This is a genomic window from Anabaena sp. PCC 7108 (genome assembly GCF_000332135.1).
Taxonomy (GTDB): domain Bacteria; phylum Cyanobacteriota; class Cyanobacteriia; order Cyanobacteriales; family Nostocaceae; genus Anabaena.
In genome coordinates, this window is the sequence record NZ_KB235896.1 from 2,708,149 (window position 1) to 2,730,604 (window position 22,456).

Consider the following 22,456-nt stretch of genomic DNA (forward strand, 5'->3'; position numbering starts at 1 on the left):
AACTCGGCTGTTGTTTAATCTATTTTCATTGTACGATAGATTAACAACAACAATGTTGTTTAAGTCAAATTTTCAGAAAAAAAGTTTTTTATTTTGGGACGTTTGCGAAGCGTCTAGTAAAAAAGATGGCGACTACCCAGCAGACCTCAACGAAGCAGGATATTTTAGAGTATCTATTGAAACACTCACAAGCAACCGCGGTTGAGTTAGCTAACTCTTTTAATGTCAGTCCCCAAGCGATTCGCCGGCATTTAAAGGATTTGGAGACGGATGAACTAGTTATATATTCGGTATCAGAACAACCGAGTATGGGCAGACCGCAGCACGTTTATCACTTGAGTCGAGGTGGAAGATCACATTTGCAAAAAAGTGCTAACCGCTTAAATGATGGTTATGGTGAGTTTGCGGTTTCTCTCTTGGACACCTTAGCGGAAACTGTGGGACGTGACCAAGTAAAGTCTATTTTACGGAAACAGTGGGAACGTAAAGCCCAAGAATATCGGGAAAAAGTAGGTACTGGTTCTTTGCAGGAAAGAGTCGCAACTTTGATAGAATTGCGAAAGGCTGAAGGTTTTATGGCGGAGTTTCACGCTGTGGAATCAGATGCTAGTGGTGCAGAGAGATTCATTTTTGTAGAACATACCTGCGCCATTTCTGATGTTGCGGAATCTTTTCCCAGCGTTTGTGGTCATGAATTGGAAATGTTTGCGGCTATTTTACCAGATTGTACTGTGGAACGGACGCATTGGTTGATTCATGGTGAACATCGTTGTGGTTATTTGGTTCAAGAAAGTCTTACACAAAATTGCAAAGTCGCAAAGTAATTTTTATGGATATCGCCCCTAATCAATCATCAACTCAATTTTTATCTTCAGAAGAATCAGCCCAAGTTGACGCGGCTTTGTTATCTTCTCCTGAAAAGTTTTTAACGAGACTGACTATTTCTTCTTTGAGAATTTTACAACATATTGCTAAAGAATATGATGTTTCTATTGAGGAATTAACGACCAAGCAAATAATTGTTTGGTTTGAAATAGATGCTAAAATTAGAAGAGAGAAAGGAGTTGAAGAAGCATTTTTGAAGTGGTAGAAGTAATCAGTAATCTATGATTAAAAGGCAGTTTTTTTAGTCAATGCTATTTGAATTATTTTGAATTATTAGGACTATCTCTGATTAGTTGTGGTTTTGCTCGTAATAGCAGTCAATTAAAACAGGATGCGAAAACCATGGAATTAACAAGTATTGCTTTTACAAATAATGTAAGGTGGTGTTGTGGCGAAAGCAGAATTAATTGGACGATATAAACTTTAACATGAAATAATAAAAAGCACCCTTTCCAGGTGCTAAACACATTAATTAAGAATTGCTAGTTTTTTAGATGATTTGTTAATGATTGTAATTATTAGTCCGAGGTGTACGAGCGCCCGAAACTGCACCTATCACCGCCATAGCTAAACCTAATAAAGAACCAAATACATACCACCATAAAGTTCTAGAAGTTACAGCAGCAAGTTCACGAGCTTGTTCAGGAGTTAACTGAGACAGGTTTTGCGGTACGGGAGAAGCTGACTGTTGTACTTGATTTATAAATTCCCCAGCGTTAGAAACAACAACACCAAAAGTACCCATGACTCCAATTGCTGATAGCCATGAACTAAGAGCTAATGTAGTTGCCCAAAGAATAGCACCGTTGAGGAATGCTGTGTTGCGATTCATGATCCCACAACCACGGGTTGTTACCCAACCACCCAGAAATAATGAAATTAGCAAAGCAAGAGTTGACCATAGCCCTACATTACTGGCGATACCTGGTGCAATCGATCTAGGTACTAATGAGTTAGCTATCCTACCTGCCCCAAGAGCGCCAAAAAAAGCACTCAAGATTTGTTGTGCAGCTAAACCAACTAAAACACCGGAGATGATGGGACCCCAGCGAACACGATCATGATATTCAGTTACTCGACTCGCAATAGCTGTTTCTGTGGGTATCATATCATCATTTAACCGATTTGCGTATGACATAGTGTATTTTCTCCCTTGCTAGTTCAGCAAAGTTTCTCAGGTATATTTATGCTTTATATAGGAATAATAGATGATATCTGAAAAGCTTTAAGTCTTGCAGGATGGGCAATATCAACTCTACGTATATTTCCAAAATCAACTATTATTCCTATTGAAATTAAATTACTTTTTATAGGTTTTTATATCTATCACTAGAAAGACTTGATTACTATGTCATTAGTAAGAATAATAACTTTTAAGTTAACACATTCATTTTTTTAATTTAATATTTTAATGTAAGGATTCAGAGAATGGTCGTAGGCAATTTGTGCCAAATCTGACTGAACATTAAGTGCTAAAATGGTAAAATTGCTGCGGTTGCTGATATTCTCCCCCCACAGAGAGAAGTCTATCTCTTTCGAGAAGTCACAGTATAATTTTCTGTACCACTAAGCTAAAGGAGTCTAAATTTTACTAAACTTTATTTTCTAGGTGGAAGAGTTTACCATCTTTGTAAACAGAATCTAATTGGTATTTTTTCTCTAGTTCAGTTTTAAATTCTGGTGAGGGACTATATAAAAATAGGTCACTAAAACCATCAGGAATATCAGGTAAAGCAGAATTGGAATTCAATACCAGTTGTATTTGCACTTTTTCATTTAGCAGATGACTCAGAGACATCAAGTTACCAATATTTAGGGAATAAGTACTGCTAATTAAAAGTGGCTTTGGCGATTGATTGATAATGCGAGCTATTTGTGAATGAGTATTTCTACCTTTAAGCCACCATCCATCTGCTTGAGAACTAACTGCACAGGATAAAATACCAATGGAAATTAAACCAGCTAATACTGATTTCCAAAATTTACGAACTATTTGTTTAGAGGAAATAATTTGAGTTGCCAGCAAATAAGCAACAGGTAATTGAATCCCTAAATAACATGGAATCACATATCTAGGACGAACGCTTAACTTACCTCCAATTATCACATCAGGTAATATGAGAGCTAAGGCAGATACACCACTCAACAGAAAAACAAATAACCATACTCGCGGTAATGTTTGACGATAAATAAATATGAATGAATATATTGCTAAGATAGAAAATAATGGTACTAAAAACCTGCCTAATCGCAAAATGGGTAAGTTCAAATCTGGTATAAATTGTTCGTATATCCAAAAATCACCAAATAAATAGCTAATATTCTTAATCCAGGTAGAGACTAAAACTGGTAAGGACTGTTTGATTTGTGCAGTAGCTGTTGAATTATCAATTGTAGATAAGTTATTAATAATAATTAAAATCCAAGGTATGAAAGATATAAAGCCAATAACAGATGCGACGAAATAAGATATAAATTGTTTTGTCAGTTTGAATCTTTCTAGGCACAAAACATAAATACCGTGGCCAATTACTACCAGTCCATAAAATAAAAATGTGTACAATCCTAATGCTACTGTTAAGGTATAAAAACCCCAAAGCTTTTTACTACCAATCTTGATAGCTCGCAATAAAACTGCACTACTTAATAATGTGATTAAAGTCAATAAACAAAACTGTCTGGCTTCTTGAGCATACAAAACATGAAAGGGTGATACTGTCATGAAAGCGACGCTTATCCACGCAGTTATCGGTGATGCAAATAATTCTAAACACAACCAATAAATGCAAGGTAGGGCTAACAAACTAATTATGATTGACAGGCTTCTGGCACTGGTAATTGAATTCCCAAAAGTTTGCATCCATAGTCTTAGCATTCCGTAATAAAGTGGAGGATGTTGAGCATCGTCTATAGCTAAAGATTTAATTGTATCTGTTAACCCAGTTTCAGAATTTGTGCGTTGAAATTTTTTGATACTTTCAATAGGTAAGACTTTGCTATTAAAAACTTCGTTGATTAATTCTGATTTAGTATATCCAGAAATTCTTAATGATGTGTATGCTTCATCATGCCAGTAAACTTTTTTATCGACATTAATGCAGCGAAAAAAAATGCCTAATATTAATAAGATAGTTATTAAAAAAACCAGCCCATGAGGAGGAAAAAGCTTATCAATTTTGTTCATGTTTTCTAGGATTAAAAGTGGATTTTTAATGTTAACTTTAGTGAAAGTTGTTCCTGTCTATAAATACTTAGCAGTAATTGTTGCATAAAAGTCAGTATTTAAATGTAAAGTTACGGTAAATTAAATGAAAATACTTAAACAAAAAACTTTTCCAATACTTAACATCAAAATGGCACAATTGCTAAGAAAATAGAAAAGAATGTATAAAAAGTAAAAAAGTATGTAGGATATAAAAGTGTTTTCATAAATTTTAGTCAAATTTTACACTTACACTTAGATATCGAAATTTCAATTTTATGAATTTCCATTCCTCAAACTCCCTGTTGGCAGTTCCCTCTGGGGCATTAAAGATTCCTGAACATCCCGCTACTGAGGGAAATGGAGATAATTCATTACTTTTATCTCTAGTTATTCCCACTTATAAAGAGCGTGACAATATCCAGAATATAGTCAGTATTTTGAGCAGATTACTAGATGAAGCTATACCTGATAATTATGAACTGATTGTAGTAGATGATGATAGCCCCGACCTGACTTGGGAAGTAGCACAATCTTTGATGCCAGAGTATCCCCAGCTGCGGGTAATGCGGCGTGAAGATGAACGAGGGCTGTCTTCTGCGGTGATTCGTGGGTGGCAAGCAGCTACAGGAAGTGTTTTGGGTGTGATTGATGGAGATTTGCAGCATCCACCAGAGGTACTGACACAACTGTTGCAGAAAATGGAAGCTGGGGCAGATTTAGCCTTAGCTAGTCGTCACGTAGATGGTGGTGGTGTTAGTAGTTGGAGTGTAGTTAGGCGCTTTTTATCTCGTGGGGCGCAAGTGTTGGGATTGATTATTTTGCCAGGGGTACTGGGAAGAGTTTCTGACCCCATGAGTGGTTATTTTATGGTACGACGAAGTGCGATCGCTAATGCGACACTTAATCCTGTAGGCTATAAAATTCTTCTGGAAGTGATTGGACGAGGAAACGTCAGGGAAATTGCTGAAGCTGGTTATGTATTCCGTGAACGGACAGAAGGTGAAAGCAAAGTCACATCTAAGCAATATATAGAGTACATCCATCACTTAATCCGCTTACGTGTATCCACAGGGCGATTAGGAAAAATTCGCAGAAAAGTGAATTTCCCTGTTCAGCGATTCTTGCGCTTTGGTGCAGTGGGATTAAGTGGGGTATTTGTAGATATGGTAATACTCTATTTACTTAGTGACCCAACCACCTTAGCTTGGCCTCTTACACGTAGTAAAATCTTCGCTGGGGAAATTGCTATTTTCAATAATTTCCTTTGGAATGATGCCTGGACATTTGCCGATGTATCCATGCAGCAGAAAGGTTGGCAGCCCAGATTAAAGAGGTTTGTGAAGTTTAATGTGATTTGCTTGGCTGGGTTAGTGTTAAATGTACTTGTATTAAATATAGTGTTTAATTTTCTGGTTCCTAATCGCTATATTGCTAACTTTATAGCGATCGCAGTGGCAACTATTTGGAATTTCTGGGTCAACCTGAAATTAAGCTGGCGGGTAACTGAAGTCAAATAAGCACTCAATCAATCAGCCTGAATTTTGCTGTATCAGTTATTGATTTTGAACTCTTGAACTTTTCCTGGCCAATTTTCCTATAATTGTAATGAAGATTGTATGATGGGGAATGGTGTCTTTAATTAGATTAGGGAATTCATGGCAAAGAAGAGCATGATTGAGCGCGAAAAAAAACGCGCCAGGTTGGTGGAACAGTATGCTGATAAGCGGGAAGCACTGCTAGACGAGTTCAAAAGTGCTGAATCTCCCCTAGATAAGCTGGAAATCCACCGTAAAATTCAACAACTACCTCGTAACAGTGCGCCAAGCCGCCGCCGTAATCGTTGTTGGGTAACAGGTCGTCCTAGAGGAGTATACCGGGATTTTGGACTATCTCGGAACGTACTGCGCGAATGGGCGCACGAAGGTCTTTTACCTGGTGTTGTTAAATCTAGCTGGTAGTCAGTGGTCAATAGTCATTAGTCCTTAGTCATTTACTATCAATCAATGACCAATGACCAATGACCAATGACCAATGACCAATGACCAATGACCAAATCATTTATTGACCACAACAACGATCAATTCCCAGACTTTCTAAGAGTAGATCGCTAACGGCGTTGGCGATCGCAAACTCTCCATAGAAGCTTTTAGAAAAATCAAACAACTGCATCTCTGTGACAATAGCAATGACCAGAGATCCCAAGTCATTTTCTCCTTCCATCCTTTGTCGCACAAAGATTTGCGCTGCACGCTGGGCAATATTTTGATTCACTACTTCGGGAAGAAATTCTGCATCTAACCAACCTAGAAGTCGTTTTTGTAACCATTCCCCTTCTAGCTGGGGATTTTCAGATGGTGGTAGGGTAATAGCTGGAATTGGCTCAGTCATCTTTGTATATCTTAAATAGATTTTGTTATCCAGGGTAATTTTCAGAAAAATGCAAAAAAAGGCTGATTACAGTAATTTGCGTTTTTCTGAGCCTTTTTGTGACGATTTTTTGAACTATGGAATATGATATCGCTGCGATTATTCGAGGTTATGCTCAAGGTTATTTTCTCATGGCTGATGAGAGTGATCACTTAGGATGGTATGGAAGTAAAGAACGAACATTGATTCCCTTAAATGAGAACTTTCGCTACCCCAAGTCATTGCAGCGTGTTCTTAACCAAGACAGGTTCACAGTGGCAGTTAACCGGGACTTTCTAGGTGTGGTAGCTGGATGTGCTAACCGTGAAACCACTTGGATTTCCCCAGAATTACAAAAGATTTATTGGCTACTTTACCAGACTGGTTATGCTTATAGTTTTGAAACTTGGCAAGGTGATCAACTAGCAGGAGGAATTTTAGGGATTGTGATTGGTGGTCTTTTTATTGGTGAATCGATGTTTTACCAGATTCCTGAGGGTTCTAAGGTAGCGATGGTTAAATTGGTAGAAAGATTGCGCCAAAGGAAATTTATGTTGTTTGACGCGCAAATGATGAATCCCCATTTAGCCAGATTTGGTGCTTATATCATCAGTAATAAAGAATATGAAAGATTACTTCAGCAAGCTTTACAACTTCCCTGTTCCCTAGAGTAAGCAATTCCAAAGCAAAGATAGTTTCTGGGAATTATGAATGAGAATGGATGCGATTTTCTGTTATTAGGGTGAGGCTAATCCATGCACCTTTATCATCATAATTGCGGATTAACCGTTGACGTAAGGTTGGTGTAATTAACCAACCAACCTCTAAAAATAAAGGTTGACGTAACTGTGCTTGTAAAGGAAAAGTAGCAGAAGCACCATTAGGTAAAAGTAATACTTGCACCTGCTTTTGGGAATTTTGATCAAAGAGGATAATTGCATCTTGAATAGTACCAGTTGAGGTAATTGAACGTTCACCAAAGTTTGTATTTTGGATTAATTTCCCAGTGCTATCAAGTTGTAATTTTAAGGTTGTAGAGTAGCTAGTAGAAGCACGCCAATCTGGGTAGATAGTAACAGCTTCACCCTGCCATTCTCCTAATAAGTCATCCACTTGCAAAGGTGGATTTTCTACTGCTTCAGTACCTGCTAGATGTTCCCGAATCAAAGTGAGACTCGCTATTTTGCCATTTTTATCAAATAATTCTACTAGACGTAAGCGACGATTTTCATGAATTAAACCTAGTTCTGCACCAAATTCAGAAAAAGGAGCTAACTGCATGGAACCTTGAGAAAATGCGCCATTTTCAAAAAATAGAGTACTCCGTGCCACAGAACTGTATTCTAAAATTAAATCTTCTTGTCCTTGACGACGAACAATTTGGTGAATAGTTTGATTATTATTTAATCCTGCCAAGGAAACTACACTTTGAATATCTTCTAAAACTTTACCTTGGGGTGAATAACGAGTGAATGAACCTTGCCACTCACCAAGATTTTGCAATAAGTATTCCCATTGTTTAGTCATGTGTTTAGTTTTTAGTTTTTATTTATCGAGCGAACCGATTAACGGCGAATAAACTACCCATTAATCCAACAATGGCACCAAAGCCTAAAAGAATGAGCGGTAACAGTAAAGTTTGTGTTGTAGTTAGTTGTACACCATGACTAATAAATTGGATCAACTCAGGTTGATTGGCTAGTAAGCGGTTGAGAAATTGTTGAGTGAGAGAAATGAAACCCCAAGCGATCGCACCACCAACTAAACCAAAGGAAATTCCTTGTAAAATAAATGGTAGGTAAATCCAAGCAGCAGTGGCTCCCACCAGTTGCATGATTTCAATTTCCCGTCGTCGTGCCATGACAATTAGACGAATGGTGGTGGTTGTCACAGCGATCGCTGTTAAAGTCAGAATAATTGTAATTGTTAAAGTAATCCAGTTTAGCCCTTGGTGCAACTGAGCAATACGTTTTACCGCCTCATCTACGTACTGCACCACATCCACTCCCTGCAACTTCGCTAACTCTGTCGCTAAAGTGGGTACAACTTGGGGGTTCAAAGCTTTAACCTTGATTTCGTCAACTAGCGGATTATCCCCCAGTTGCTGAGTAGCACCGTCAATATCAGCAATACCCAGTTCTTTAACTAACTTGATCCAAGCTTGTTGTTTGGTAATTACTTGCACCTCAACCACTGAGGGTATTTTCGCCACCAGAGGTTCAATGTTCACAGCTTGAATTCCCGATTCTAAATAAACCGATAATTCCAACTGACTACCAAACTGGTTGAGAAGTTTTTCCACTTGCCAAGAAGTTTGCAGACTTAAGCCAAAGAGAAACAATAACACTGTCACCGTACTAACAGCCGCCCAATTCATCCATCCTCCCCGCAGCAATCCCAGGAAAGTTTCTTTAAGCAAGTAGTCTAGTTTTGTGAAAAACTTAAACATTAGAAATAGTCATTGCTGATTAGTAATGGGTACAAACTAAAATTATTACCGCTTTCTGTCAACTGTTTTCTATAAGTCTGTTCTCTGTCATCTCCCAACTGACGATAGAATTGAATTAGTAAGACATTCATCATCAAGCCACCAACAATCATGCCCTCTGACATTGCTGTAGAGAAAAAAAAGTTAAAAAATCCACCTTTGCGACTTCATTATTTAGGCGATCGCGTTTTGCGTCAACCCGCCAAGCGTGTCACCAAAATAGATGACGAACTCCGTCAACTGGTGCGCGAAATGCTGCAAACTATGTACAGTGAGGATGGCATTGGTTTAGCTGCGCCCCAAGTTGGAATTAATAAACAACTCATTGTCATCGATTGTGAACCAGACAAACCAGAGCATCCGCCACTGGTACTAATTAACCCTGTGATTAAACAGGTGAGCAGTGAACTCTGCGTGGCTCAAGAAGGTTGTTTGAGCATCCCCAAGGTGTATCTAGATGTCAAACGTCCCCAAGTAGTAGAAATTGCCTATAAAGATGAATATGGCCGTCCCCAAACATTAAAAGCTAATGACTTACTCGGACGCTGTATTTTACACGAAATGGATCACCTCAACGGTGTGGTATTTGTAGACAGAGTCGAAAATTCCTTGACTTTAGCCCAGGAGCTATCTAAAAATGGCTTCTCGTATCAAGCAGTGAAACCAGTAGCATAGGGTGATAGATTCGTGTATTTAACTCCAAAAAGCGGTTTGTTTTTAGGCGGCGCTTGTGTAAGTGCGATCGCAGCGGTAGGTTCTGTATTTGAACTCAGTTATGGAGAACCAGATTTAGGTGTCCAAACCACTGCAATTATCCTGGCTTTGAGTATTCCCATCACCGTATTATTTTTCTTTGCCGCAGTGAGAGATGCACGGGCTAACATGAAATAACCATCAAGCATACAAAAAAGGTAGAGGAATGAAATAAAAATATAAAATTCATTCTTTTACCTTTTATTTTTTAGCCATATGTCAAATGTAGGAATCCGGTTTGATCACTTAAATTATTCGTAGAGGCAGGGAACAGGGAACAGGGAAGAAGGGAGTATCCCAATTTTGCAAAAACACAAAATAATCATCTGAAAAATCTCTTCTGCTTTCTTCCTTCGCGCTCTTAGCGTCTTTGCGTTTCGTTTATTTCATGCCTTGTATTAAGTTGGAAGCTTAGATAAAAAATAAACTTACACATTTAGGATGCTCCCTAGAAGAATGCTATCAACTTCTACTCAACTACTGCGACTTTCCCAAGGACATCTCAACTTACTCGCAGCTTGTCCCCGTAAATTTCAACATACCTATCTAGAGCAAATTACCACTCCCTCAGATCCCCAACAAGAAGAATATCAAACTTTAGGTAGTCGCTTTCACCTACTTATGCAGCAGCAAGAAATGGGTTTACCAATTAATAGTTTTCTGGAACGGGATAAAGAAGATGAAAAATTTAAAACATTGAAAACTTGGATGACAGCTTTTAGTAAAGTTGCACCAGAAATATTAACACCAGAAATCAATAATCAAACCTTCCGTGACAGTGAACATTATCGTACTTTGCAAGTACAAGATTACTTACTCACAGTAATTTATGATTTATTAATTGCAGATAATGAAAAAGCACAGATTTATGATTGGAAAACCAATCATAAACTACCAAAAAAAGATGAATTAGCTAAAAATTGGCAAACACGTCTTTATCTCTATGTTTTGGCAGAAACAAGCGACTATTTACCCGAAAATATATCTATGACTTACTGGTTTATCCAAGCTCAAGGAAAACCACAAAATATTAGATTTAACTATGACAATCAACAACATCAACAAACAGAAAAAGATTTAAATCAACTATTAAATTATTTAAACGATTGGTTACAAAAATATCAACAAAACCAGCCATTTCCTCAAATAGCCGAATTTAAAAAATCTTGTGAACTATGCCAGTATGCTGTCCGATGTGAACGTCAAAAAGATAATCAAACAGAGATAATTACAAATTCTTTACCAACCTTTGAGAACATCCAAGAAATATCAATTTGATATTTATAGCAATTATGAAAACTTCTGATGAAACTGATCCTATTTATGTCCGGGAATTAGGAATTGATGATATCGCTCCTGTTTATCACCTAGGTGAAGAACTATTTACGAGCGAGTTATATCCTTATTTGTACCGCACTTGGGATGAATGGGAAGTAATTGGACTTTACAACACAGATCCAGAATATTGCCTGGTTGCGGAAACAGAAGGTGAACTTTCAGGATTTATTTTGGGAACTATTATTACTAAAGCATCTTGGAATTATGGTTACATCTTGTGGTTAGGTGTAAATCCCAAATTTCAACGCCGAGGTGTCGCAGATACATTAGTTGATAAAGTCGTTGCTAGAATGATTGAAGATGGAGCGCGGTTTATGTTAGTAGATACAGATCCGACTAATACCCCAGCCGTGAAATTTTTTAACCGCAAAGGTTTTGGTAATATCCGCCAGCATATTTTCCTATCAATGAATTTGAGTAAACATCCATATTATGGCAAACTCATAGATTACGAACATCAAAAAGCAGAAAGAGCAGGTTATAGACGTACACGCCCAGCTATTCGTCCTCGTAAATCAGAAGGAGTTAGCAACGAGGTAGTTCTTAATCCCTTGGTTAGTGAATATACAAATAATGATGTAAATAACGATAATGATTTATAAACTTTTAATTTTTAATTTGGAATTTTGAATTGATAAAATGCAATGGATTCTCACAAGCACTGAACAACCCCCAGAATGGTTCATCTTAGCGGTGAAACATTATACATCTCTATCTAATGGAATTTTTGCCGCCCAATTACTATGGCAAAGAGGTATACAAACTGAATTACAACTAGTACCATTTGTCAACTATAAAAATTATCAACCAGCAAGTCCCTTTGAATTTGGGCAAGAAATGTATTTAGCGGTAAACCGTCTCAAAAATGCCGCAAAATCTGGTGAAAAAGTAGCCATTTGGGGAGATTTTGACGCGGACGGTATTACCTCAACTGCTGTATTATGGGATGGTTTAGGACAGTTTTTTGAACAAGATAGACAATTAACTTATTACATTCCCAACCGTTTAAAAGAATCCCACGGACTCAATAAATTAGGAATTGATAATTTAGCTCAACAAGGTTGTAAATTAATTGTCACTTGTGACACAGGTAGCACAAATATTGCAGAAATTATTTATGCACAACAATTAGGTATAGATGTTATCGTTACAGACCATCATACTTTACCCTCCGAACGTCCTCCAGTTAATGCCATTATTAACCCTCGTTATTTACCCAAAGAACATCCATTATTTCACCTTTCTGGAGTTGCGGTAGCTTATAAATTGGTGGAAGCATTATATGAAACTTTGCCAGATGTACCCCAACATCCATTAACTGATTTATTAGATTTAGTAGCAGTAGGACTAATTGCAGATTTAGTACAATTAATCGGTGACTGTCGCTATTTAGCACAGTTAGGAATTCAACAATTACACACAGATCATAAAAAAACAGTTACAGAAAAACGACGACCAGGAGTAGGAAAATTATTAGAATTATGCCAGAAAAATGGCGACCGTCCCACAGATATCTCCTTCGGTTTGGGACCAAGAATCAACGCTGTTAGTCGCATTTATGGTGATGCTAGTTTCTGTGTAGAATTACTAACTAGTCGAGATATTAAACGTTGTCACCAACTAGCAGAAGAAACAGAATTAGCCAATTCTCGTCGTAAGTCTTTACAAAAAGATGTCCAAGCCCAAGTAGCAAAAAAACTTACCCAATTAGACTTATCAACTACCAACGTCATTGTTTTAGAAGATCCACAATGGGCTGTAGGTGTATTGGGTTTAGTTGCTGGACAAATAGCACAGGAAACAGGCCGTCCCACAATTTTATTAAGTACAGAAAACTCTCTTTCTGACTCAGAAACTTCTGACAACTCAGCACTTTTAGCCCGTGGTTCGGCACGTTCGATTAATTCGGTTGATTTATATCAATTAGTTCAAGAACAAGCACATTTATTACATCGTTTTGGTGGACATCCTTTTGCCGCAGGTTTAAGTTTATTAGTTGAGAACATTCCTTTATTTACAGATGCAATTAATCAAAAATTACGACAATCTTTAGGAGGAATAAATCTCACACCCACAGTCCAAGCTGACTTAATAGTAACTGTTGCAGATTTGGGGAAAGATTTATTTTTAGAACTCAAAGTTTTAGAACCATGTGGAATGGGAAATCCAATTCCTAAACTATTAATTAAAAATTGTTGGTTTGAAAATTCTTGGCATCGCAATCAGGAAGATTTTAAAGGTAATAAAATTCAATATATTAAAGCTGAGTTCGATATTCGAGATGATTCGAGTAACAGTCCTTTTCCTGGTATTTGGTGGGGACATTATAAAGATGATTTACCTATAGGTAAATGTGATTGTATAGCAGAAATAGATTATAATAGCTATAAAAAACGCTATGAAATTAGATTAATTGCTGTACGTCCCTGTGTTGATTCGGAACTGAAAACTCAAAACTCAGCAATTATTTTAGACTGGCGAAATCAAGAGTATTCAGAACTCAGTAATAAAAACTCAGCACTGATTATTAAAGATTGTCCTACTAATTGGGATGATTTGCGTGCATGGTTGAGAAAGTCAGTTTATCATCAACAACAATTAGTTATTGCTTGGTCAAAACCCCATAACCTTCCACCTAGACAAGTTTGGCTTACTTTGGTAGGAATTGCTAAATATCTCAGCCGCACAAATCAACCAGTTACCCGTATACAACTTTTAGAAAAACTGAGTATCAGCGACCAAACGTTATATTTAGGTTTTCAAGCTTTAAAATATTTAGGGTTTACAATTCAACGTCAAGATCGTCATTTCCAAATTACCTGGAATACTCATAACGCTTCCGAAAATCTTTTTGATAATGCGGTTAAGCAATTTTTATCGGCTGTTAAAGAAGAACAATTTCAGCGAGAATATTTCGCCACAGTGCCTCTATCTATTATTCAAACAAATACCGTAGTTTGACCTGCAAAACCTTTAATTTTGGTATTGGCTAGAGAAATAGAATCTACATAACCCCAAATACCACCAACTTTGACTTCATCTTGCAATTCTTCTAAAATTAATGGCTTAACTAATAATTGCAATTCATCAACAGGAATGGTAGGATCTTGAGTCGTAATTGCAAATTTGGGATCTCCAGCAGCAGATTAAATTTTCTCGACTTTTGGTTCTTCTGCTGGCTGTTCTTGGGTTCTTCCTGGTGTAGCCCATAGTGCAAATGCACATACTACACCAGCGAGAACAATAGCACGAACTCGATAGCGCATGAATTTTCTCCTGATTTTTACAGACAAGCTGATACTTATAAGTCATAAAATTAAGCTATATAATAATCTATATTCAGAAATATCACAGATATATTGTTAGATAAAAACAGATATCTTAACTTTTCTTCAGTAAAAATGCCAAAATAGTTAAATTTTGGTTAAAAATGAAAAATGTGTACCATAATGCGTTATCTAAATAAATGGCATGAAAATGTTGAAAAATATCTGCATTTCAGTAGATATATTTTTTTTGTAGAATTTAATTTAAGTCCATGAAAACAATTTCTAAAGCCAAAATTAATAACCTTGCATTTACCCAAGTTCCCAAACTTGATAATTGTAGTCAGGAAAGTCTACAGAATTATTTTGAAAATTCGTGGAATTTAGAAGAAACACTTTTGAAAAGTTTAATTTTATCAGATACATTTTATCTCAATCCTGACCTTTTAAGAAACAAGTTAATTTTCTACCTTGGACATTCGGCAGTTTTTTACATCAACAAATTAATCCGCGTTGGTTTATTAGAAAATCGCATTAATCCCCAATATGAAATCCTGTTTGAAATTGGTGTTGATCCAGAAACACCCACAGAACTAGAAACCGCTACAAAAGATATTATCTGGCCTGATGTTTCTCAAGTTTGGGAATATCGAGAAAAAGCTAAAACTGCAATTACCAAAGTTATCGAAAATACAGCTTTAAATCTGCCAATTCATTCTCAACACCCCCTGTGGGCTTTATTGATGGGAATTGAACATAGTCGCATTCATTTTGAAACTTCTTCTATGCTACTGCGTCAACTACCTGTTGATAAATTACAACGTCCTGAGGGATGGAATTATGCCCCTACAAATGGGAAAATTCCTAATAATCAAATGCGGGAAATTTCCGGTGGTGTGGTGAAATTGGGCAAAAAAAATCATGATTTGACTTTCGGTTGGGATAGCGAATATGGAAGTTTGGAAGTTGAAGTTAAACCATTTTTAGCCAGTGAAAACTTAATTACTAATGGCGAATTTTTAGAGTTTATGCAAGCTGGAGGTTATAAAAATCCAGATTATTGGAATGTGGAATCTTGGAGTTGGAAAGAATTATATAATGTGCAAAATCCGAAATTTTGGATATTAGAAAATAATGGTAATTACCGTTATCGTGCAGTATTTGATGAGCTAGATTTACCTTTAGATTGGCCTGTAGAAGTCAATTATTATGAAGCAATGGCTTACTGTAGTTGGCAAGGTAAACAGCAAAATAAAAACCTGCGTTTAATGACAGAATCAGAATGGAATCAAGCTTTACAAGTATCTGAAGATTCTAGTGTAGAAAACAACTATAATCTCAACGTACAATTTATTTCACCTTCCCCCGTAGGAATGTTTTCAGAAAATAACAAATCTGGTATTTTTGACTTACGAGGTAATGTTTGGGAATGGTCATCTAGTGCATTTTATCCCTTACCAGGATTTGAACCTCATTATCTTTATGAAGATCAATCTGCACTATTTTTTGATAATAGACATCAAATGATGCTTGGTGGTTCTTGGGCAACAAATGGTTCGATGGCTTTATCATGTTATCGGAACTGGTTTCGTCCGTTTTTTTATCAGCACGTTGGTTTTAGAATTGCTGAAAGTTTGAATTAATTAAATACTTTTTATCACGCAGATTCGCAGAGTCAACTACAGAGGATTTAAACAATGATTGCTCAACCTTTAACAGTTTTAGATCATCATTATCAAGAGTTAAGTGATGATGGAAAAGATGTGATAAAGGGGTTAAATAAAACTCCCAAAACTTTATCACCAAAATATTTTTACGATGATCCTGGTTCTCTATTATTTGAAAAAATTTGTGAGTTACCAGAATATTATCCTACGCGTACAGAAGCATGGATTTTAAATCAGTATGCTGATGAAATTGCTACAATTACAAATTGTTGTGAGTTGATAGAGTTAGGTAGTGGTAGTTCTACGAAAACTCAAGCTTTATTAACTGCTTATCAAAAAATTGCTGATTCTTGTAGATATCTGCCGATTGATGTTAGTGGTGGGATTCTGAAAACGAGTGTTTTACAGTTACAAGAAAAATATCCTGATATTACTATTCATGGTTTATTGGGAACTTATGAACAAGCTTTAGTTCATCTGGAATCAAATTATTTACAGTCGCGGATGTTGTTTTTCTTGGGAAGTTCTTTAGGCAATTTTAATCCAGAAGAATGTGATAGTTTTTTAAGTCAGGTTTCTCGAACTTTACAACCAGGAGATTATTTTTTATTGGGGATTGATTTACAAAAACCCAAGGATATTTTAGAAGCAGCTTATAACGATAGTCAAGGAGTGACTGCTGCTTTTAATTTGAATATGCTTTCTCATTTGAATTGGCGTTTTCAAGGTGATTTTGACATTAATTTATTTAAACATCAAGCGATTTACAATCAGGTTGATAATCAAATAGAGATGTATTTACATTGTCAAAAAAGCCATTGGGTAAATTTGGAAGCTTTGGATTTAAAGGTTTGCTTTGAAGCGGGAGAAAGTATCTTAACAGAAATTTCTCGTAAGTTTGATTTAACAACTATGGAAATATTGTTGCAGAGTAAAGGATTAAATACTGTGAAAACTTGGACAGATGAAAAAGGATGGTTTGGGTTGATTCTTTGCCAAGTTTAAATATTGTTTAAGAGGATGTTTTAAAAGTTTTTAATGTATAAATAAACCCCTCTCCAAACCTCTCTCCGACGCGGGGAGAGGCTTTGAAACCCCCCTTCCCTGGTAGGGAAGGGGGGCTGAAGGGTTAGGTTATTGGAAATTATTGGTTTCATCTAATACTTTTCAAACAACCTCTAAACTTGGATCATTTGAAATCAAAATTGGAGGCGATCGCCTCCAAAAAAATCAAGAAAAACAAAGAAATTTTTGAACAAAGAGAGCTAGTCAATGATTAAATTCACTAAAAGTTTTAAAACTCCTGATCCAATTCCTCAAGCGGGTATTGAGCAAGCAATAAAATTGATGCAAAAAGGAAGACTTTACCGCTATAATTTCTCAGATGATTTTAACAATTATAGCCAGCGTTGTGAGTTAAATAATGAAGATGAAGAATTGGCAACTGAAGTAGCCAAGCTAGAACATGAATTTAGTCTCTACACAAAACATAAGTATGTTGTTGCGGTTAACTCCTGCGGAAGTTCCATCTTTTTAGCACTGAAAGCCGTTGGAGTTGAGCTAGGAAACAAAGTATTAACTAATGCTTTTACCTTCACAGCAGTTCCTAGTAGTATTGTTCATGCTGGTGGTGTTCCTATTTATGTAGAGTGTAACTCTGAATATATAATTGATATTGAAGATTTACAATCCAAAATAAAAGTTCATCCAGATGCAAAGTTTTTTGTTTTGTCCTATATGAGAGGACATATATCCAACTTGGATACTATCAAGAATATTTGCAATCAAGCAGGAATTTATTTAATCGAAGATTGCGCTCATAGTCTAGGTGCTGAATGGGATGGACAACTAGTAGGAAATCATGGAGAAATTGCTTGCTTTAGTACCCAAAGTTATAAATTACTCAACTCTGGTGAAGGGGGATTAATTGCCACCAATAATGCACAATTTGCAGCCTATTGTATTCTAGCAGCCGGTTCTTACGAGAAGTTGTACAAGAAACATATTGCTCGTCCTGATGATGACAATTTATTTGAAAAACTCAAACCTCATGTTCCCAATTTTAGTTTGAGAATGAGTAACTTAACTGCTGCTGTATTAAGACCACAGATGGAATATTTAGAACACAAAATATCTTCAGGCCAACAAAGGTACGATTGCTTAATACAAACTCTCAGTTCCGTCAGGAATATTTATATTCCCTCTCCTTTGAAAAAAGTAAAACGCGCACCTGACAGTTTGCAGTTTAATCTTGTAGGATTAACTTCAGAACAAGTGGAGCAATTTTTACAACAAACCAGCGAGAGAGGTGTGGCTATCCAGATTTTTGGTAGATATGATAATTCTCGTTATTACAAAAACTGGCAATACTCATTTAAAGAGACACCCTGTCTAGAAAAGACAGAATCTATTATCTCTTTAGCTTGTGATATTAGGTTACCATCGTCTTTTGATGCCGATGATATCAAATTAATAGGCTACATTATCAAAGACGTTTTGTATAAAATCTTGAGGATAGACGATCATCAAGATTATCCTAATGGATTAACAGACCACTTTGAAACTATCGAAGAAGTTAGAGGTAAATACGATTCTTGGGTATTATTTTACGACCAGGAACATTACGACAATGGTTGGACTGTGTTACTCAATCATATTGCTTACACACTCACATCGTATTTAAAGCAAGATACTTTGATTTTAGATATTGGTTGTGGTACAGGATTATTAGCTCGGGAACTTAATTCTTATGGGTTCAAAAATATCCAAGGTCTTGATATTAGCCAAAACTCTTTAGACCTATTAAAAGACCAGGAGATATACAATGCTTTGCATTTAGAAGAGTTGGGTAACACCCTTTCTTTTGCAGATAATAGGTTTGATGCTTTAGTATCAACTGGCGTTTTTACTCGTAATCAAGTTCCTTTAGAAAGCTTTAAAGAATTAATTCGGATTCTCAAACCAGGTGGTATTTTTGCTGTGGTTCTTAGAGTTGAAGATGATGATTTGTATTACAAACCCATCCAAGATTATTGTGATTTGAATATGTGGCAAGAAATTTTAAAAACAAAAATCAGTGTCTTAAAAAGCTGTAATCATGAGCTAGTGATTTTGCAAAAGTCAAGCATAGGAAAACATTAAATTTTCGGGCTTTCTCTTTTATTGAGGGAGAAAGTATCTTAACTTAAGGTTTTCAAAAGGCTATATTGCTTGGGAAACTTTAAATTTGAAAAAAAATAGATACAAAAGGGTGGTTTGGATTGATTATTTGTCAAGTTTAATGAATTTTTTGCCAGCATTCAGAAAACAAGATTTAAATATCTGTTAAAATTCTCAATGATAAAAATCATCCAATGATCTAAAATCAACAGACTCAAATATCTAACAGGGTAAACAGGGTAAAAATGGAAATTATCTCTAACGCGCTCAAAAGTATCGATTATTCTAATTTTCCCATTGCGAAAATTGCTGCTGTTCTTGTCATATTAACGCTGACACAGACATTAAGAAGATTTGTCTTAGCAGTGATCATCAAAACCATTGAGAATTTTACCAAGAAAACAGAAACTACTCTTGATGATGAATTAATTGCTATTGTTAAGCCAGCTTTAAATTGGCTAATTCTTATTGGTGGATTTTGGCTGATTAAGGAAATTCTGGCAGAGGAATTAGGTTCTAAATTAACCGATACTATTGGTAAAAGTCTGAACCTAATAGTTGTTTTTATTATTGCCTATGTTGTTTATCGTAGTTCTTCAATTTTAGGACAAGTAATTGCTAACATAGTGCTGCATACTGAAACTGAACTTGATGAATTGCTCAGACCTTTGATGCCGAAAATTTTTCAATCGGCAGCAATTATTGTATTAACAATTAAAATCAGTGAAATATTTTTAGGACAATCTGCTGCTGCACTTGTGGGTTTACTTGGTGGTGCTGGTATCACTTTAGGTTTACTCTTCAAAGACATTCTTTATGATTGGTTTTGTACAATTATTATCTACTCTGATAATCTCTATAAAGAAGGTGATTGGGTGGGAATATCAGGAGTAGATGGTTTTGTGCAGATCCTTGCTATTGGATTTAGAACCACAACACTGCATATAGTTAAATGGGGTTCAATCATCAAAATGCCCAATTCTCGAATGATTTCTGGAATTGTCGAAAATTGGTCACAAAATCCAGGTGAAGAATTAAAGTGGGGACTGAATTTAATTCTCAAAATAGACGGTATTTCTGCCAAGCAAACGGCAAGAATTTGTGATGCTATTCAACAAATGTCAACATCTATTCCTGGCTTGTCTCCTCAGTGTACAGTGCGTTTCAAAAACATTGAAAAGAATGCTCGCGTAATTGAGTTGATGGCATTTGTGAATGATGATAACCTCTATTTTGATGCTGAGAAAAACTTAAATCTAGCCATCTTGGAACTTTTAGAAGAAGAGGGTATTGATTCTCTGTATGTAGAATTGAGAACAGAACCAGAAAAATATAAACCGATGCAAAACAGCAATAATTAAAAAAATTCAGAGAGGTACAAGAAACCCCACCCCAACCCCGCAAGCGATGAGGGGGCTAAGATGTACTTCATAAAAGTGGAAATCGCTGTATACCCGAATTCTTTGAGGATTTGGGTATTTAGTTATCATAAAAATGCAAAAATTACCTGACTATGAACATATTAATTATTTTGGCTGAAGTCGGTATTTTAATAATTGTTTTTCTATTATTAAGATGGCTTGTAGGTAAGTTATTAAAGCTATTGGTTAGATTATCAATATTGAAGGGTGACGATTTAAGAATCAAAATTCTGCGCCGCAATATTACTGGTTTATTGTTGCTTACTTGCTTAGTGTTAAGCATTTCTATTGTCGGTGTTAATGGTTTTCTAATCTATCGGGGTGAAGACATCCAACAATATACAATAGCCTTGATTCGCAAGATTCCATCAGGATTTTGGATGGCATTAGGAATTGGTATTGCTAAAAGTGGTGGTGTTATAATTGCAGCAATATTCGCTCTAAAAGTGATCAAATCTTGGTTAAAAATAGCTAGTAATCGTGCTAAGAACTTAGATCAAAACACCGCCGATGATGAAAGTATTGACGCTTTTTTTACTGCACTCAATCAAAGAATTAGAGGTGGAATTTGGCTATTGGTTCTGATTTGTTGTACCCAATTTCTTAAATTACCCATAGTAGTTTCTGAATATCTATATATCGCACTGCGGATTTATTTAATCATTAGTGTGGGATTACTCATTCTCAAAGTAGTTGCGGCAATTGTTAATACTCTAGATGTTCTGAGCGTCAGATACTCCAGTCCTGATAATCTATTGAGATTTTATGATCGTCTCCAACACCTGATTCCTTTTTTGAAACGGTGTTTAGAATTTGTGATTTACGTCTGCACTGTCACATTGCTAATTCAGCAGGTGCAGTTAATAGCCAAGTTGGCCACTTTTGGTTTAAAAATTATCAAAATCATCGCTATCATCTTCATGAGTCGTGTGATGTTTGAGGTGATTTACTTACTATTAGAAGAGGTGCTATTCCAAGACCAGGATTTGACTGATATCCAAAAAAGCAGACGCTTAACTATGATTCCTTTGTTTCGTAGTTTGTTGCAATATTTAATCTATTTCAGCGTTGCGATTTCTATTCTCTACATTCTTGATATTAATCCTACTCCTATTCTTGCTGGTGCTGGAATTGTTGGTATCGCTGTGGGATTAGGCGCACAAACACTAATTAATGATATAGTTTGTGGGTTCTTTATTCTTTTTGAAAACTACTATTTGGTAGGTGATTATATTGAAGCTGGGAAAGCCGAAGAGAAAGCTGTAGAAGGTACTGTTGAAGCCATTGAACTGAGAACTACCCGTATTAGACATCCTAATGGTCAACTATATATTATTCGTAATGGGGATATTGGTTCAATTACCAATTATTCAAAACAGTACATATTTGCAGTAGTGGAAGTTGATGTACCTTACGATTCTAATTTAGCTCATATATATCAAGTGATTGAAGAGGTAGGACAGCAGTTAAAGGCCAATAATACAGATGTGATTGAATCTACTCTAGTAGATGGTGTAGAAAGTCTTGGTGAATCTCACTTGCTATTGCGAACATTAACAAAAGTCAAGCCAGGAAAACATATTCAGATCCAGCGAGTTTTGCGAAAGATGTTTATGGATACTTTATTGTTAGAAGGTATTCTAATTCCTGCTGGTCATGAAAATAAGGAAGATTAACTTGGCAAACTTTTATATATTAAATCCTCATCTTGAACAAATTTGGGCAAATTAGACAATTAGTTAAGTTTTGTTTTGGGAATATTTCCCAAATTCACCAACAATGATATTCTCTACAACAATGAGATCAAGATACTTTTTTACATCTTGGATGATCTTATACCATTTCTTTATGAGGATGCGCTTTATTCG

Annotated in this window: 22 protein-coding genes; 15 read left to right on the plus strand and 7 right to left on the minus strand. The window is 36.1% G+C overall.

Annotation, left to right across the window (positions count from 1 at the left end):
* Positions 1-125: 125 nt before the first annotated feature.
* Positions 126-824 (plus strand): iron-sulfur cluster biosynthesis transcriptional regulator SufR, encoded by a 699-nt coding sequence (gene sufR, locus ANA7108_RS0112850; protein WP_016951203.1) that lies wholly within the window; start codon positions 126-128, stop codon positions 822-824.
* A 5-nt stretch (positions 825-829) separates the two neighbouring features.
* Positions 830-1,090 (plus strand): hypothetical protein, encoded by a 261-nt coding sequence (locus ANA7108_RS0112855; RefSeq protein ID WP_016951204.1) that lies wholly within the window; start codon positions 830-832, stop codon positions 1,088-1,090.
* 297 nt (positions 1,091-1,387) lie between these two features.
* Here the strand turns inward: ANA7108_RS0112855 and ANA7108_RS0112860 are convergent, their stop codons facing one another.
* Positions 1,388-2,023, minus strand: coding sequence for a hypothetical protein (locus ANA7108_RS0112860; RefSeq protein ID WP_016951205.1), 636 nt, complete (start codon positions 2,021-2,023; stop codon positions 1,388-1,390).
* Between the two features lie 453 nt (positions 2,024-2,476).
* On the minus strand, positions 2,477-4,069 hold the full coding sequence (locus ANA7108_RS0112865; RefSeq protein WP_016951206.1) for a glycosyltransferase family 39 protein: 1,593 nt from the start codon (positions 4,067-4,069) through the stop codon (positions 2,477-2,479).
* Positions 4,070-4,365: 296 nt separating this feature from the next.
* Here ANA7108_RS0112865 and ANA7108_RS0112875 point away from each other — a divergent pair, with 296 nt between their 5' ends.
* Both ANA7108_RS0112875 and rpsN read left to right on the plus strand, forming a co-directional pair.
* Positions 4,366-5,607: a glycosyltransferase gene (locus ANA7108_RS0112875; RefSeq protein WP_016951208.1), complete on the plus strand. Its 1,242-nt coding sequence runs from the start codon at positions 4,366-4,368 to the stop codon at positions 5,605-5,607.
* A gap of 138 nt (positions 5,608-5,745) precedes the next feature.
* Entirely contained in the window at positions 5,746-6,048 is a 303-nt protein-coding gene (rpsN, locus tag ANA7108_RS0112880; RefSeq protein ID WP_026104158.1) for a 30S ribosomal protein S14, read from the plus strand.
* 100 nt (positions 6,049-6,148) lie between these two features.
* Here rpsN and ANA7108_RS0112885 read toward each other — a convergent pair whose 3' ends face one another.
* The gene (locus ANA7108_RS0112885; protein ID WP_016951210.1) at positions 6,149-6,478 is read right to left on the minus strand and encodes a hypothetical protein; all 330 of its coding nucleotides are present in this window, start codon (positions 6,476-6,478) and stop codon (positions 6,149-6,151) included.
* A gap of 116 nt (positions 6,479-6,594) precedes the next feature.
* Here ANA7108_RS0112885 and aat point away from each other — a divergent pair, with 116 nt between their 5' ends.
* Positions 6,595-7,170: a leucyl/phenylalanyl-tRNA--protein transferase gene (gene aat / locus ANA7108_RS0112890; RefSeq protein WP_016951211.1), complete on the plus strand. Its 576-nt coding sequence runs from the start codon at positions 6,595-6,597 to the stop codon at positions 7,168-7,170.
* 31 nt (positions 7,171-7,201) lie between these two features.
* Here aat and ANA7108_RS0112895 read toward each other — a convergent pair whose 3' ends face one another.
* Genes ANA7108_RS0112895 through ANA7108_RS30180 form a run of 3 tightly spaced genes read right to left on the minus strand, consistent with a single transcriptional unit; the run spans position 7,202 to position 9,097 of the window.
* Positions 7,202-8,023, minus strand: a complete 822-nt coding sequence (locus tag ANA7108_RS0112895) for a DUF3598 family protein (protein ID WP_016951212.1) — start codon at positions 8,021-8,023, stop codon at positions 7,202-7,204.
* A 22-nt stretch (positions 8,024-8,045) separates the two neighbouring features.
* The gene (locus tag ANA7108_RS0112900; RefSeq protein WP_016951213.1) at positions 8,046-8,945 is read right to left on the minus strand and encodes an ABC transporter permease; all 900 of its coding nucleotides are present in this window, start codon (positions 8,943-8,945) and stop codon (positions 8,046-8,048) included.
* A complete protein-coding gene (locus ANA7108_RS30180; protein ID WP_016951214.1) occupies positions 8,945-9,097 on the minus strand; it encodes a hypothetical protein in 153 nt (50 codons plus the stop codon). Before ANA7108_RS30180 ends, ANA7108_RS0112900 begins: the two co-directional genes overlap by 1 nt.
* Between ANA7108_RS30180 and def the strand changes: the two genes are divergently transcribed.
* The 5 genes from def to recJ all read left to right on the plus strand — a co-directional run bounded on the left by def (position 9,096) and on the right by recJ (position 14,036).
* Positions 9,096-9,659, plus strand: a complete 564-nt coding sequence (gene def / locus ANA7108_RS0112910; RefSeq protein ID WP_016951215.1) for a peptide deformylase — start codon at positions 9,096-9,098, stop codon at positions 9,657-9,659. The two genes, ANA7108_RS30180 and def, sit on opposite strands and share 2 nt — an antisense overlap.
* A gap of 12 nt (positions 9,660-9,671) precedes the next feature.
* Positions 9,672-9,875 carry a hypothetical protein gene (locus ANA7108_RS0112915; RefSeq protein WP_016951216.1) on the plus strand — a complete coding sequence of 68 codons (204 nt, stop codon included), beginning with the start codon at positions 9,672-9,674 and terminating at the stop codon, positions 9,873-9,875.
* A gap of 318 nt (positions 9,876-10,193) precedes the next feature.
* Positions 10,194-11,015, plus strand: coding sequence for a PD-(D/E)XK nuclease family protein (locus tag ANA7108_RS0112920; RefSeq protein WP_016951217.1), 822 nt, complete (start codon positions 10,194-10,196; stop codon positions 11,013-11,015).
* 14 nt (positions 11,016-11,029) lie between these two features.
* A complete protein-coding gene (locus ANA7108_RS0112925) occupies positions 11,030-11,677 on the plus strand; it encodes a GNAT family N-acetyltransferase (RefSeq protein ID WP_016951218.1) in 648 nt (215 codons plus the stop codon).
* A 37-nt stretch (positions 11,678-11,714) separates the two neighbouring features.
* The gene (gene recJ / locus ANA7108_RS0112930; RefSeq protein ID WP_016951219.1) at positions 11,715-14,036 is read left to right on the plus strand and encodes a single-stranded-DNA-specific exonuclease RecJ; all 2,322 of its coding nucleotides are present in this window, start codon (positions 11,715-11,717) and stop codon (positions 14,034-14,036) included.
* Here the strand turns inward: recJ and ANA7108_RS30185 are convergent.
* Complete coding sequence (locus ANA7108_RS30185; protein ID WP_016951220.1) at positions 14,015-14,158, minus strand: hypothetical protein; 144 nt, start codon at positions 14,156-14,158, stop codon at positions 14,015-14,017. The two genes, recJ and ANA7108_RS30185, sit on opposite strands and share 22 nt — an antisense overlap.
* A gap of 455 nt (positions 14,159-14,613) precedes the next feature.
* Here ANA7108_RS30185 and ovoA point away from each other — a divergent pair, with 455 nt between their 5' ends.
* From ovoA to ANA7108_RS0112965, 5 genes are all read left to right on the plus strand, one after another.
* A complete protein-coding gene (gene ovoA / locus ANA7108_RS0112945; protein WP_016951222.1) occupies positions 14,614-15,984 on the plus strand; it encodes a 5-histidylcysteine sulfoxide synthase in 1,371 nt (456 codons plus the stop codon).
* A gap of 54 nt (positions 15,985-16,038) precedes the next feature.
* A complete protein-coding gene (egtD, locus tag ANA7108_RS0112950) occupies positions 16,039-17,013 on the plus strand; it encodes an L-histidine N(alpha)-methyltransferase (protein WP_016951223.1) in 975 nt (324 codons plus the stop codon).
* 267 nt (positions 17,014-17,280) lie between these two features.
* Positions 17,281-19,149, plus strand: a complete 1,869-nt coding sequence (locus tag ANA7108_RS27310) for an aminotransferase class I/II-fold pyridoxal phosphate-dependent enzyme (protein WP_016951224.1) — start codon at positions 17,281-17,283, stop codon at positions 19,147-19,149.
* 263 nt (positions 19,150-19,412) lie between these two features.
* Positions 19,413-20,528, plus strand: a complete 1,116-nt coding sequence (locus ANA7108_RS0112960) for a mechanosensitive ion channel family protein (RefSeq protein WP_016951225.1) — start codon at positions 19,413-19,415, stop codon at positions 20,526-20,528.
* Between the two features lie 152 nt (positions 20,529-20,680).
* On the plus strand, positions 20,681-22,264 hold the full coding sequence (locus ANA7108_RS0112965; RefSeq protein WP_016951226.1) for a mechanosensitive ion channel family protein: 1,584 nt from the start codon (positions 20,681-20,683) through the stop codon (positions 22,262-22,264).
* Positions 22,265-22,456 lie beyond the last annotated feature (192 nt).